Source organism: Alteromonas infernus (assembly GCF_902705815.1).
Genome location: NZ_CACSIG010000003.1, coordinates 192,579 through 206,512 on the forward strand (window position 1 = coordinate 192,579; position 13,934 = coordinate 206,512).

The following is a 13,934-nucleotide window of genomic DNA, read 5'->3' on the forward strand; positions in this document are numbered from 1 at the left end:
ATGCTAACGCTTGCAAAGCATACTTTTTCATCACGCCTTTTAACCGGCACAGGAAAATTCAGTAACGCTACCACTATGAAAAGTGCTGTGAGCGCTGCTCAAAGCAACATTGTGACTCTGGCCATGAAGCGCGTAGCGAGTAATAACACACAAGACGAAACGTTAAAGGCACTACGCGAACTAGGGGTTACCTTACTTCCTAACACATCGGGGGCTAAAAATGCCCAAGAAGCCGTATTTGCAGCCGAGCTCTCTTATGAAGCACTGGGTAGCCAATGGGTAAAGCTAGAAATTCACCCCGACCAGCGTTACCTACTGCCCGACCCCATTGAAACCCTTCGGGCCGCCGAGACCTTAGTAAAAAAGGGGTTCAACGTACTGCCATACTGCGGCGCAGACCCTGTACTTTGTAAACGCTTAGAAGACGTAGGCTGTGCAGCCGTTATGCCATTGGGTGCGCCCATTGGAAGCAATCAAGGGCTGCAAACTGCTCCTTTTTTGAAGATCATTGTTGAGCAAGCGTCGATACCGGTAATTGTTGATGCAGGCATTGGCAAGCCCAGCGAGGCTATGGCTGCCATGGAAATGGGCGTAGACGCTGTGCTGGTCAATACGGCTATCGCCACCGCTAGAAACCCTGTGGCTATGGCTAAAGCCTTTGCCAGCGCCGTTGAAACAGGCCGTTGCGCTTTTGAGGCGGGTTTGGGCGCAACCAGTAACGTGGCGCTGGCCTCTAGCCCGCTTACCGCCTTTTTGGAGCCAACAGTATGAAGGTAGCACAAGCGCTAATGCAGCAAGACTTAGCTCATCTAGCTATGTTGATTAACAGTAAAACCGCGAGTGATGTAGAGCGAGCTTTAAATGCCAGCACACTTTCAATAGATGATTTTATGGCGCTTATCTCCCCTGCTGGTGCACCCTATTTGGAGGCGATGGCAACTCGTGCTCAGGCACTCACCCGCCATCGTTTCGGCAATACCATGCAGCTATTCGTGCCTTTGTATCTGTCGAACCTGTGTGCCAACGAATGTACCTATTGCGGCTTTACCATGAGCAACAAAATAAAGCGCAAAACCCTATCTATAAGTGAAGTGCTTACCGAGATTGAAGCTATTAAAGATATGGGCTTTTCTCAGGTGTTGCTGGTAACTGGCGAACACGAAACCAAAGTAGGTATGGACTATTTTGAGCAAACCCTTAGCGCTATACGAGACAAAGTTAGCTACCTCATGATGGAAGTGCAGCCGCTAAAGCGTGAGCAATATGAAACGCTAAAGCAGAAGGGGTTAGATGCCGTTTTAGTGTACCAAGAAACCTATTCGCCCCAGCAGTACGCAACCTATCATACGCGAGGGAAAAAACAGGATTTTTTATGGCGTTTGGAAACCAGCGACCGGTTAGGCCAAGCCGGTGTTGATAAAATAGGCATAGGTGCGCTACTTGGTTTAGGTGACTGGCGAGTTGATAGTGCTATGACCGCCCTTCACGGTAAGTTGATTCAGCAGCATTATTGGCAAAGCCGCGTATCTATCGCCTTTCCTAGACTTCGCAGCTGTGAAGGTAACAACACTGGCGGGAATGCACTTACCAACAGCAAGCTGCCAAATGAGCGGGACTTGCTACAACTAATTTGTGCCCACCGCCTGTTTAACCCACAAGCCGAACTATCAATGTCTACCCGTGAATCGGCCGCGTTTAGAGATGGCGTAATGCCGCTGGGTATAACATCTATGAGTGCCGCGTCACAAACGCAGCCAGGCGGCTACAGCGAACCCTCACAGGCATTAAATCAGTTTGATATTGATGACAATCGTTCGGTGCCAGAAGTGGTAAACGCGATTTCGGCGAGAGGATTAGAGCCCGTTTGGAAAGATTGGATGCCCTTTAGGCTCTCGCCGACATAGCTTCGGCAAAAATTTTTTCTAAAGGTGACAAGTCAAAGTGGACTCCAGCAATGTTAGCTTCTATCCAAGCATTCTGAGAAATCTTAGGCCAGTTAATGTCATAGCCCAGAACAAATAGTAATTCTTCAAAATAGAATCGCTGTACTCTACCGTTACCCTCTCTAAAAGGATGGATAATATTTATCTCGCATATTTTCGCTTTAAATCGACAATAGTCTTGCGCTCATTGGTTTTCTTTAACTCCAAACCTTCGTAACTGAGACTTACCTCGTAGTTTTGAATATTAGGAGCAAACCTCTCTTTCCTGTGGTTACTATTTTTTGAAACAGTATGCGACATATACACCTCCCATAACGAATAACTCTACCTCGTTATAGTATAAATAGCTATTTTTGATCTTGATACCAAGCGTTTGGTTTGAGCGAAAACATTAGTTTTTTTAAGGCAAAATAAATAAAAAATTTGTTTTGCTTTCACGTAAAACCCTCCGTAGAATCCGCCCAAATTTTAGCCAGACTCTTTTCCTATGCGTCTGGCTTTTTTGTCTTATTTATCTCATATTAAAGTTATCAAAACTTAAGGGCAGTGCGTTGGATACCGTTGAATTTATTCAAATTCGTAAGTTTATAGTGAAGCTAGGAAAAATGCTGCACAAGTACGGTACGCCTGCGTTCCGTCTTGAAGCTTACCTCGGTGAAGTCGCCAAATATCTGGGCGTACACGCTTCATTTATTTCGACGCCCACGTCACTAACTTTTGTTATCTGGAGCGACCGTCACGAAGACGAATACAACCATGCTGCGCGATTACAGCCTGGCGACCTAGACATGAATGCACTGTCGCTAACCGATGAATTAGCCAGCGAGTTGCTATCGGGAAACCTGTCGCTAACTGAAGCCGATAAGCGCCTAAATGAAATAGATGCCATGGGTAGCCCTTACGGTAAGTTATCTACCGGAACGGCGTTTGCCATGGCAACAGGTGCATTCGCTATGCTAATGGGTGCAAGCTGGAGTGAAATAGGTTGGTCTGCAGCACTGGGGATAGTGGCGTACTTATGGACCTTATGGGCACAGCAATCTAAACGGGTAAACCTGATGTTAGAGCCGGTCACCGCGTTCGTAGGCGGCATTCTAACTTGCGCAATCAGCCGATATATCGACCCGGGGATGAACATTCCCCTAGTTGTACTTTCGTCGGTGATTGTATTTGTGCCAGGCCTTGCCCTGACTATGGGATTAGCGGAACTATCTTCGCGCAATATGGTGTCGGGCACCGCTCGTACCATGGACGCCATTATGCAGTTATTCAAACTGTATTTTGGTGCATTTTTAGGTGTATCGGTAGGTTTTAGCGTGTTTGGTGAAAACGTGTATACCCCAGCAGAGTCACTACCTTACTGGGCGACTTGGCTTGCTGTATTCCTATTGTGTATTGCGCTAGTTGCAATATTTAGAACCCGCCTTAAGCACATACCTTGGGCATTAGCAGCGGCGTTTATCGCATACAGCGCAACGGCGTGGAGTTCAGATTACATGAGCCCGGGGCTAGGCGCTTTCGTAGGTGCATTTGCGTTGGGTATTTTTGCTAATGCGTTTACCCGCATTGCCAATCAGCCCGCTACTATTGTGGCGATGCACGGGCTAATTGTATTAGTGCCGGGGTCGAAAACCTACATTGGCTTAAACTCGTTTATGACGGGCCAAGACTTTGTAAAAGCCGATCATTTAGGCCAAGAAGTGTTTCTTATCTTCATGTCGTTAGTGGCAGGGCTGATATTTGCCAACGTTGTTATGCCTACGAAAAAGGCGCTATAAGAAACATTATTATTTAAGCAGCTTGATCAGCGCCCGTCCTAAACGGGCGTTAAGTGCGCCAGCGGCAATGGCTTCAGCCGAATTTTCCATAAATTTCGCCGACAAGCTGCCACCGATTTGATTGGCTACTTCGTCGGTTGCTAAGTCGAATACCCCCTGCGCCGCAATGTTTTGCGCCAACACTTTTAGCAACTTCCAGTTCCCCGCGGTACTTGGTCTTAGCCCATACACGCGAGCCATGCGGCGAATAGTGCGAAAGCTAATCCACACCACAGCAAAGGTTTGAATAAGGTTATTGGGGCTAATGAACGCTAAACTCCCCGCCGTTACCGACTCTTTATTTAGCACCTTGTAGGCCTTTTCCTGCACCGGTTTTAGCACGGTATCTTCATAAAGACCTAATCGCTCTGGCCCGGTCATATCGTCTTGAAGTTGCTGTAGGTAACGGTCAAAACAATGTGCCGCGTAAGACCCTTGGGAAAAGCGCTTTCCGTGCTGGTTCAACACGCGATCTATTTTGTCTGGCGAGGGCTGGTTTTCCGCTGAGGGCTCTCTACCCGCTGAGGGCTCTCTACCCGCTGAAGGCTGATTACCCGCTGAAGGCTCTCTACCCGCTGAGGGCTCTGCGTCCTTATTAGCCAACAAATTTCGGATAACGCTAGCGTCTTCCATTGCCGTGTTAACTTGCTTATAGCCACGCCATTCTTTAAAACTTAAAAAGCTAAAGCAGCTAACAAAACCTATCAGCAGCGCACCTAATACACCGGTTCCAATGGGGTGTTCAGAAACATTTGCAACAAGGGTGGTATAGGCTTCGAAAACAAAGAAGCCCAATAATGAAATTACACCGAAACCCAAGGTCGCTGCACCTAACGAAATGCCGCCTTTTCTGGCCTCGACTTCCCATACATCCTCAGTAACTTGCTGCGGTAGCTTGGTTTCAGGCTGCGCGATATCTAAAGTTTGTGTTTTGACTTTGGTTTTGTACTGCGGCTTGTTTACCGTACTACTATTTTGTTCCCCCTGAAACGCTGTTTGAGATTTCGTATTTGCTTCATCTTGCTGGTCGCTATTCGCGCCATAAAGCGCTTCGCTTCTGATATTGGGCGAGTTGCTAATATTAGACGGTCGAGTCGGCTCTGGGCTTTCGTCAAATTTATAAGGTTTATCGCTCACTCTTGCTCTCCTTTGCCCAGTAAAAACTGAAGCAATCTGTCTACGCCTTTGCCGGCCAAAATACGTGCTTTGTAATCGCTTGGCACACTTACATCTGGTACAGGGAAATGGCTGCCCTCTTCCATCTCTTTCAATGTGCTAGGAATGGGCTCGAACGTAGATTCAACATAGCGACCATCGGTGTCTTTATAGCGAATAGCATCTTCATTACTGCCATCGTCGGTCACTTGCATGCTCGACACTAAAAAATGTTCAAACTGGATAGGTTTACCATCGAACCGTGCTCTGGCCCCTTCGGTAATTTGCATTAACAAACTCAGTAAATTGCCCCGCTGGCTAACCGGGATAAGATCGGATTTGGTGGCCACAAACGCCACCTTACCTATTTGTTCTTTCTTTAACACATTACGTGAAAACCACGTGCTTTGACCGTACACGAACGTATCGGCCAAATGGCTTAGGGTTTCCTTTAACTGATACAAATGCTGCCTGCTGTGGTTAAGCCCTTCAAACAAATCTACCAGAATAATTTGTTTATCCGTTTCTTTAAAAATGGACTGTTTTAACGGCCTTAACCATCCATTTTGAAACTTAGCAAAGTGCTTATCGAATATGTTGAACCACGGGTGCGACACGTCGCTGGTAATGCTGGACGGCAGTGGTGTAAACCCAAATGCCTGCCAATCAAAGTCGCTAGATTCCAACAAAAAACTGCCCGGCTGAAGTAAAGATATGCCGTTCGCTTTGGCTTCTACCAAATAATCGCGGTAAGCGTTAACCAGTAGCTGTATGCGCTGCTCCGTTGGCTCCTGCTCGAAATCGAATTGATTAACGAACGCTTTCCATTGACTGGCGAAATACTGCTGCGGCCCGCTACTAAGCTGTGCCCATGCAGAATCTGACCAGTGCGCATAGGTTTTACTTAACATAGGAATGTCGGTTACCCACTCGCCGGGGTAATCGATAAATTCAAATACTACGTCGCTGTGCGGCAATACATGGCGCTTTAGTGAGGCTGTTTCTTTTAGGCGCACCACTAGTTTAAAGCCAAATGCTTCTTCAGTAGCCTTCGGCCACTGCCCGTTCTCCAGGTCTTCAATATTCTGTATATGAGGAAAAGGTTTATAGCCATCAATAGGCTCTATATGCATATCAAGCACTTGGGAGGGCGGTAAATAACGCAACAAGGGCAAACACGCATAGCCCTCTTCACTACGGCTTTTAAGCATGGTAATAAGGCTGGTAAACAGCATAGATTTACCGCTTCGACTAAGCCCCGTTATGGTGAACCGGTGCGTTTCTTTGTTAAACGCACTACTTAGTTTGTCGCCAGTTAGCGACGCTATTTCCCGAGTCTTATCAAAAAACGTAGCGATATTTTTCTGCATTATTTGTTTGTATTCTGCCTTTGCAGCTTTAGTTCCTTTGCCATTCACCTAACGAAAAGGCTACACCTTCGCATAATCGTGAATATAGGGTTAAGTATAGATATAAAAGAGTAATGTGGTTGCTAGGTAATAAAAGCAAGGGCAATGCCAGCTAAGTGGGCTTCACACGATAAAAAACGTCTACCGTTTTTAGTGTTCATTGGTCTGGTTAAACAGCTTCTTCTTTATACGATTTTTGCTGGAATGCCAGTGGTTCTTTGGCTTTCGAGGGGCATTATCCATTACATGCTCAAAATCAATATCGGCGCGTTTAGTGGGCGGTACGTGAGCACAAAAGAATGTATCAATTTGTGACTGCGCCAGTTTATGTAAACTTTCTCGGTATTGATTAGGGTGGCATAAAGGGTATGGCGGTACCAACTTGCCTTTCACTTTAACTAACACATCGGCAATGTAAGCCTGCTGCGTAGGCGCATGCATTAGCGTTAAATCGTGATTGGTATGCCCAGGGGTATAGATAACCTGCCAGTCAGGGAAACCGGGTAATGTTTGGTTATCTTTAACCGTGATATCTGGCGTAAGAATTGGGTTATACCAAATGGGTAAACGGGGCTTTCCTATACGGCTTGCCACCCACCACGTGAGCAGCAAATCGATACCGTGGGCCGTACGACCAGCAAGCCCTTTATACCAGTTAATCGCTTTGGGGTGACATGCCACCTGCGCCCCTGTGCGCACGCGAAGTTTGATGGCCCCACCGGCGTGATCAGGATGCATATGTGTAACCACAATCAGCTTTAAATCAGCCAGCGGGCGACCCAAGGTTTGTGTTATGTAATTACACACGGTGTCTACGTCAGCACGACTACACCCGTCCAGCAAAAGCAGACCTTTGCTATCTTCAGCTAGGTAGATATGTTGAATGTACCCTTTTAGCGTGTGAATCTTCATAACAACTTCCTTTTCACCCATTCTTTCACGGTGGTATACGCCGCTCTACGTCAGCACAACCGCGACGGTAGTAAACTCTACCAAAGACTATCTGGTAAGACCAGATTCAGCAAACAAGTGTAGCATTAAATCCCTCAACCACATTAGCCCTGGTTCGCCTTCTTGTTGGCTATGCCAGTAAAGGTGGGTTTCCAATTCAGGTAGCTGATACGGCAGTTTGGTGCTAATCAAATTGTCGTCATTCACGGCATCGGCCACCGAACCCGGCAAGGTGAGTAACGCATCAGTATTAGCCACCACATCTGCCGCAGCACGATAGTTTTGGCAGCGCCACAAAGAAGGGCGGCTTACGCCTAACTGTTGCAGCGCAATTTCTTCCACCGACGCCCCTTTAGCCCGGTTAGACACCGTAATATGCCGCGCCGCTACATATCTTTTCTTATCTAAACTCTGTGCCAATGGGTTTTGCTTATTCATGAGCACTTTGTAGGTATCGCGACGTAATAGGGAATGCGAAATAGGCGCAGCAACGGCACGGCCAATATCAATAGCTAAATGCAGCTTTCGGTTAGTTAGGTCTGCCAGCATAGTGTCACGATGTAAGCGAGTGCTTACTATTTCAATATTAGGCGCTTTCTTCTCAAGGGTTGAAAGCAGTGCAGGCAAAACACCTAACTCTAACGACTCTTGCATGGCAATAACGAACCGCTGATGGCTGTGTAACGGGTCGAAATCAACAAATTCCCCTAATGCTTTTCGAATATCGCTCAACGCTTTCAGGATTGCGGGGGCTAAACGTTCGCAGGCAGCGGTAGGCAACATACTTTGTTTTTCTTTTACAAAAAGCGGGTCGCCTAAAATATCCCGAAACCGGCGCATAGCATGACTGACTGCCGACGGCGTAATGTGCAGCGCCTCGGCCACACGGGTCATGTTTCTGTGCTGCCAGAGTGCTTCAAACACCTTAAGCAGGTTTAGGTCTAGCTTTTCAAATTGTCTGTGCTCTAACACCCACAACACCATGAATAAAATTCACACCATTTAGAGATTATATTTCATTTCATTCACTAAACAACTTTCACTAGTATGAACTTAATAAATTATATAACAGGTGCCCTATGGATTTTTCACATAACGACAAAACAAAAGCCTTGCTAGAAAAGCTGGATAACTTTATTGCTGAGCATATAGCGCCAATCGAAAATGAAGTTTACGACTTTCACCACAAAGAAAATAACCACGGCGATTGGAAAAGCTGGAAGCTGCACCCTGGTACAGAAGCCCTTAAAGCCAAAGCACGTGAAGCGGGCTTAGCGAACTTATTTTTACCCGATGCTGAACTAGGCCAGGGCCTTACCACGCTTGAATATGCGCCAATGGCTGAGCGCATGGGAAAATACCTTTTTGCCCCTGAAATATTCAACTGTAATGCGCCTGACACCGGCAACATGGAAGTGCTTTATCACTTCGGCAACGATGCACAAAAAGAACAGTGGCTAAAACCATTGCTGGCTGGCGAGATTCGTTCAGTGTTTGGCATGACCGAACCTGATGTTGCATCGTCCGACGCTACTAACATGGCCGCAACCATCATTGAAGACGGCGACGACGTAGTTATTAACGGTAAGAAATGGTGGTCGACAGGCTTAGGCCACCCTAACGCAGCATTCACGATATTCATGGGTTTATCGAACCCCGACAACGACAAGCACAGCCGCCACAGTATGGTGATAGTGCCGCTAGATACACCAGGAATTAACATCAAGCGTATGCTAGATGCCTACGGTGATTACGATGCGCCATACGGCCACGGCGAAATGCACTTTGATAATGTTCGGGTAAGTAAAGACAACATCATAATGGGTTTAGGTAAAGGGTTTGCGATAGCACAAGGCCGGTTAGGCCCGGGCCGCATTCACCACTGCATGCGCGCTATCGGCATGGCCGAAAAAGCGTTAGAGCTTGCGCTTAAACGCGGTCACGAACGGGTTGCCTTTGGCAAGCCTATCATCCGTTTAGGGGGTAACTTAGAGCGTGTTGCTGATGCTCGTATGGCAATAGAGCAAGCGCGTTTGCTTACCCTTCACGCGGCGTGGAAAATAGATAACCTTGGCGTTAAACACGCCATGACAGAGATCTCAGCCATTAAAGTAGTTGTGCCAAATATGCTACAAAGCGTAGTGGATATGGCACTACAAATTCACGGTGGCGCGGGCATGTGTAGCGACTTCCCGCTCGCCCGTTTTGCGGCTGGCGCAAGAGCCCTTCGCTTGGCAGACGGCCCTGACGAAGTACACAAAGGCATGGTGTCTCGCCTAGAACTCAAAAAATATCAGTAGTAAAACTAATACGAAAAATGCGGCTTAATGCCGCATTTTTTGTTGGTTTTACTTCATTTCGAAAAGAACTAGTTCTCTTCTTCGCGCTGCTTAATACGCTGATGCAGCGCGTCTAGCTTACTGAAGCTGTCGAACAGTTCTGGGTGCGTGGCAATGAGCGCGGCAACATGCTCAAAAGCTTCTTCTCGCGTGTCATTAGTAAGAAAGCGAATATCGTCGTCGCTAGGTAAGCGATTAAAGTCGATACCCGGGCCGGTAGAAGAGGCTTGAATCTTCATGGCGCGAAAATCTTTCACATAGCGGGGTTCGCAGCTTTTACGAGCAATTTTACTACCAATGGGTTTCTGGTATTTACAGATAACATCGAACTTCGCGACGTCATTGATACTGTTGTACAGTTCTAAGAACTCGAAGCGCTGGTTATCGAATGCTTTCTTTAATTGTGGCGTGGTCTTTTGACCGAATACTTCAATGGTTTCAACGCGCTCTTTGTCGTTTTGCGCCGCTACTTGAAAGCTTGCCGCTAGCACTAGCGAAAGCCCAGCAGTTTTTATGGCGTGAAATCCGTGTTTACGTCTGTTCATCACAGTCAACATCCTCGTTGTTTCTTTTGTATACTATTCAAACTAGCACCTGAACAAATTTCAGTCAAAAAAAGGTAATGAACTTGCAATTATGGCCGAGGTTATTCGATTAAGTTTTTTCCCCTTAGGGAAGTTACCTTGATCCACTGTGTTTCTCCTTCAAGACGTGTTGTTTTTTTAAGTGTTTAATTATTTTTATTATTGGCGTGATTAATATTTATTGGCGGCCGGCAATTAAAATGAACGAGACAGCCAAACCAATAAAAACTAGATAATTAGAATGATTAATCTAAAAAATATATCTGAAGGAGATAATTATCACTCATAAGGCTTAATTTATATTAGCCTTTAGGATAAGAGTGCTTTTGAATTTCAGGAGGGATAGCGTAAACGCTGCACAAAGTCTTGCGCAGCGTATAAGGAGGTCAATTAAAAGCTATAAGAGGCACTTAACTGTGCATTAATGCCAGCGCCGTAGTAACCCACAGTATGTAGGCTGTTAATGTACTTCTTATCGAAGATGTTATTAATGTTCATGCGAACGGTTAGGTTTTCAGAAAAGGCTTGCGACGCATACACATTACCCAAGAAGTACGCACCTTGTTCAACGTTGTAATCAACATTGCTTATCTCAGACTGCCAGCGGCCGCCAAAGCCCACTTCCACCTCTGGCGCTTGCGGTATTGTGTACCCTAGCTGAAAGGTAACCACATCGCGTGGCGCCCACAGGTTAGCATCATTGCCTTGCTCGTCTTCTACATCAATATTGGTGTAAGACGCATTAACACGCAGCGCGTCAGTTACCTGCCCCGCCACTTCAATTTCAAAACCATCAGACTCTACCGACACACCTTCATAGTAATACTGCAGCGTATCTGGGTTGGTGCCTGCGTAAGCGGCTAGGTTGTCTTGCTCTGCCGTGAAGTAAGCAAACGTGGTGAGTAACCTATTGTCGAACCACTGGGCTTTCACGCCCGCCTCAAAGTTTTGACCTTTAGTTGGGTCTAGGTACTGACCGTTAATATCATACTGTTCTTGCGGCTGGTACACGTCTGAATAGCTTACGTACGCGTTAACATCTTCAGTTACCGCATAAGTCGCGCCCACATAAGGGCTGGCTTCGCTTTCTGAGTTATCGATAACAGCTCCGGCGTTTTGCCCCTTACGCTCAAAGTCGATGGCATTAAAACCGGCAATAACGTGCATGTCATCGGTAACGCTAAAACGGGCAGAACCAAAGTAACGGGTTAGGGTTTGTTCAATGTTTGAATACTCGGAAACGTCTAACCAGTCAGGTTCGGCTATGGCATCTAACGCATAAGGGAACGCTGGCGTGGGGCCATATGCAGGTGTGGTTGCATAATCAAACGCGTGAACAAAAGACACATCATCGCTGGTGGCGTGGCTTACACCAAAGTTCACTTCGTGGTTGCGACCAAATAGTTCAAAATCGCCAAATACACGGCCTTCTACTAGGTGAGAATCGCGCTCTGAATCGTAGCGACCTGGCCAGCCAACAAGGCCTAGGCCGGTGTCTTTATCAATAGCGCCATAGGCGTAAAACAGCTTGCTCTGATCTTCAAAATCGCGGTAGTTATAGCTAAGCAGTAGCTGCCAGTCGTTGTCGAACACATAGTCTAGTTCAACAAACGCATTAGTCGTTTCGGTATCCCACTTTGTCCACTCTTGTGTGGTAGTGTCGTTAATGTCCCACTCGGCTTGCGTGCCGTCGGTGTAGTTAAACACTAGCCCGCCCCAGGTGTTGCCGTCGGTATTGGCATCTTGATACGACAGCCCAAACGTTACCGTGGCGTTATCGGTTAGCTGGCCGTCAATAACACCATAAACAAAGCTGCGGTCGTTCTCTAGGCCATCAAGGTGCGACTCTTTATCTTCAACACTACCTACTACGCGAGCTGCCCAGCTGCCGTCTTCGGTAAGCAGCATAGAATAGTCGCCCTGCACGCGCTTAAAGTTATAAGAGCCAATACTTGCACCAATTTCACCGCCTTCTTCATTGGTGGGGCGCTTGCGCACATAGTTAATGGTACCCGACGCATTACCTACCCCGGTTAGCAGGCCGTTGGCACCACGAATCACTTCAATTTCTTCGTAGCCATACGCTTCTACCGAACCGGTAACAATACCCCAGTCGTTCGGCAGGCCCACACCGTCTATCTGGGTATTCTTAATTTCAAAACCACGGGCCGTGTAGTTGGTACGGTTGGTTTCCCACTCTTCTACGTTAATACCCGGCGCTAGCTTTAGCGCATCGTTAATATTAAACGCACCAAACGACTGCATTAAGTCTTCAGAAAGAATACTTATAGACTGCGGCGTTTCGCTGACTTCCATGGTTAAGCCCGTAGCACCGCGGCTTACGCGGTTTTGACGAACGCCAACAATACGAATTTTTTCTACGTCGGCTTCTTTAACGTCGTCAGTATTTGTTTGGGGTGTTTGCGCTTGTACTGACAGCGCAAGGGCAAGTGGCGTTAGTGCAAATAGGCTAGATAGTTTCATGGTTTTCTCTGTTTTTAACTTTTTCGTTAAGCGTGTTGGGTTATTTTTCGCACGCAGTATAAATTAAAGAAAACCAAATTTAAATGATAATTATTGCTATTTACATTACCGTGTTCAACTTGCTAACGCTACGCCATGCTGCCAATGGTGCTTTTAAAACGCTTTAAAGCGATAAAGTAAAATATGCACCCAATAGCAAATAGCGCAATAAGTTGAGGGTACACCACACTTAGCTCGGCACCGCGATACAGTACCCCTTGCGATACCATCACAAAGTGCGTGTTTGGCATAAGTAGCATGGTGTTTTGGATAAACCCAGGCATGCTTTCTCTTGGTGTTACCCCACCAGATAGCAACTGTAGGGGCAGTAAAACTAATATAAGTAACAATCCGAACTGTGGCATAGATCGCGCAATGGTAGCCATGAAAATACCCATACTCGAGACGGCGAATAATTGTAGGGCAACAGCCACCATGAAAAGCCATATTTCGCCGTTAATGGGGACGGCGAGTACCCACTGAATAATAAAATAAGCAGAAAACAAAGTAGTAACCCAAACCACTACTCCCGAGGCTAATATTTTAGACAGCATAATTTCACTGTCTGAAACTGGCATAGCCAGCAGGTGCTCTATAGTGCCACGCTCTTTTTCTCTAATAAGCGCAGCCCCAGACAGTATGATGGCGATCATTGTTACCGCATTAATGAGCTCCATCACAGAGCCAAACCAAAAACCTTCTAGCGCTGGATTAAATCGGGCTCGCATGATCAACTCTACAGGGTAATCAATGTCGGATTTATAACCCTGTAAATAAGTGTTTACTTCACTGGTGATTATTTCTGTGATGTAACCATTACCAGTAAACGCCTGGCTAATACGTGTTGCATCAACATTGACCTGAACATCGGGCTGTAGCCCAGCCATAATATCTTTTTCAAATTCTGGGGGAATGGTCACAACAAAGGTATACTTGCCCGTGTCTAAATACGTGTCGGCCTCATTACTTTCAATAATATCTGGCGCTAAAAAATAAGGAGGATAAAAGGCATCTATTACCCGCTTAGACATCTGCGAATTGTCGTGATCGACAAAGGCAATGGGCGCGTTGTGCAAAGATTCAGGTACCGCTGTGGCCGCCGTGTAGATGTTTACCGTAAACACATAAACAATAAGAATAAGCATGGCTGGGTCGCGCCACAAGCTCCAAAGTTCTTTTACACCTAGCTGGCCTACATTTTTAATATCCACGG

At 46.5% G+C, this 13,934-nt stretch carries 12 protein-coding genes; 4 read left to right on the forward strand and 8 right to left on the reverse strand.

Annotation, left to right across the window (positions count from 1 at the left end):
• Together ACX5J7_RS00970 and thiH are read left to right on the forward strand one after the other, a co-directional pair.
• Positions 1-771 (forward strand): thiazole synthase, encoded by a 771-nt coding sequence (locus ACX5J7_RS00970; protein ID WP_498705766.1) that lies wholly within the window; start codon positions 1-3, stop codon positions 769-771.
• Positions 768-1,904, forward strand: a complete 1,137-nt coding sequence (gene thiH / locus ACX5J7_RS00975; protein WP_012516662.1) for a 2-iminoacetate synthase ThiH — start codon at positions 768-770, stop codon at positions 1,902-1,904. Before ACX5J7_RS00970 ends, thiH begins: the two co-directional genes overlap by 4 nt.
• Here thiH and ACX5J7_RS00980 read toward each other — a convergent pair.
• Complete coding sequence (locus tag ACX5J7_RS00980; RefSeq protein WP_080654102.1) at positions 1,885-2,097, reverse strand: Fic family protein; 213 nt, start codon at positions 2,095-2,097, stop codon at positions 1,885-1,887. The genes thiH and ACX5J7_RS00980 overlap by 20 nt on opposite strands.
• Positions 2,098-2,494: 397 nt before the next feature.
• Between ACX5J7_RS00980 and ACX5J7_RS00985 the strand changes: the two genes are divergently transcribed.
• Complete coding sequence (locus tag ACX5J7_RS00985; RefSeq protein WP_012516660.1) at positions 2,495-3,721, forward strand: threonine/serine exporter family protein; 1,227 nt, start codon at positions 2,495-2,497, stop codon at positions 3,719-3,721.
• A gap of 9 nt (positions 3,722-3,730) precedes the next feature.
• Here ACX5J7_RS00985 and ACX5J7_RS00990 read toward each other — a convergent pair whose 3' ends face one another.
• From ACX5J7_RS00990 to ACX5J7_RS01005, 4 genes are all read right to left on the reverse strand, one after another.
• The gene (locus ACX5J7_RS00990; RefSeq protein WP_498705768.1) at positions 3,731-4,897 is read right to left on the reverse strand and encodes a DUF697 domain-containing protein; all 1,167 of its coding nucleotides are present in this window, start codon (positions 4,895-4,897) and stop codon (positions 3,731-3,733) included.
• Positions 4,894-6,285 carry a YcjX family protein gene (locus ACX5J7_RS00995; protein WP_043959944.1) on the reverse strand — a complete coding sequence of 464 codons (1,392 nt, stop codon included), beginning with the start codon at positions 6,283-6,285 and terminating at the stop codon, positions 4,894-4,896. Before ACX5J7_RS00995 ends, ACX5J7_RS00990 begins: the two co-directional genes overlap by 4 nt.
• A gap of 189 nt (positions 6,286-6,474) precedes the next feature.
• Positions 6,475-7,236: an MBL fold metallo-hydrolase gene (locus ACX5J7_RS01000; protein ID WP_020742619.1), complete on the reverse strand. Its 762-nt coding sequence runs from the start codon at positions 7,234-7,236 to the stop codon at positions 6,475-6,477.
• Between the two features lie 87 nt (positions 7,237-7,323).
• A complete protein-coding gene (locus ACX5J7_RS01005) occupies positions 7,324-8,259 on the reverse strand; it encodes a LysR family transcriptional regulator (protein WP_278383279.1) in 936 nt (311 codons plus the stop codon).
• Positions 8,260-8,354: 95 nt separating this feature from the next.
• Between ACX5J7_RS01005 and ACX5J7_RS01010 the strand changes: the two genes are divergently transcribed.
• On the forward strand, positions 8,355-9,575 hold the full coding sequence (locus ACX5J7_RS01010) for an acyl-CoA dehydrogenase family protein (RefSeq protein ID WP_283622391.1): 1,221 nt from the start codon (positions 8,355-8,357) through the stop codon (positions 9,573-9,575).
• A 68-nt stretch (positions 9,576-9,643) separates the two neighbouring features.
• Here the strand turns inward: ACX5J7_RS01010 and ACX5J7_RS01015 are convergent, their stop codons facing one another.
• The 3 genes from ACX5J7_RS01015 to ACX5J7_RS01025 form a co-directional block, all read right to left on the reverse strand.
• Complete coding sequence (locus ACX5J7_RS01015; protein ID WP_015065897.1) at positions 9,644-10,159, reverse strand: hypothetical protein; 516 nt, start codon at positions 10,157-10,159, stop codon at positions 9,644-9,646.
• Positions 10,160-10,588: 429 nt separating this feature from the next.
• Positions 10,589-12,682: a TonB-dependent siderophore receptor gene (locus ACX5J7_RS01020; RefSeq protein ID WP_024015457.1), complete on the reverse strand. Its 2,094-nt coding sequence runs from the start codon at positions 12,680-12,682 to the stop codon at positions 10,589-10,591.
• A 128-nt stretch (positions 12,683-12,810) separates the two neighbouring features.
• Positions 12,811-13,932, reverse strand: coding sequence for an ABC transporter permease (locus ACX5J7_RS01025; RefSeq protein WP_024015456.1), 1,122 nt, complete (start codon positions 13,930-13,932; stop codon positions 12,811-12,813).
• Positions 13,933-13,934: the final 2 nt, after the last annotated feature.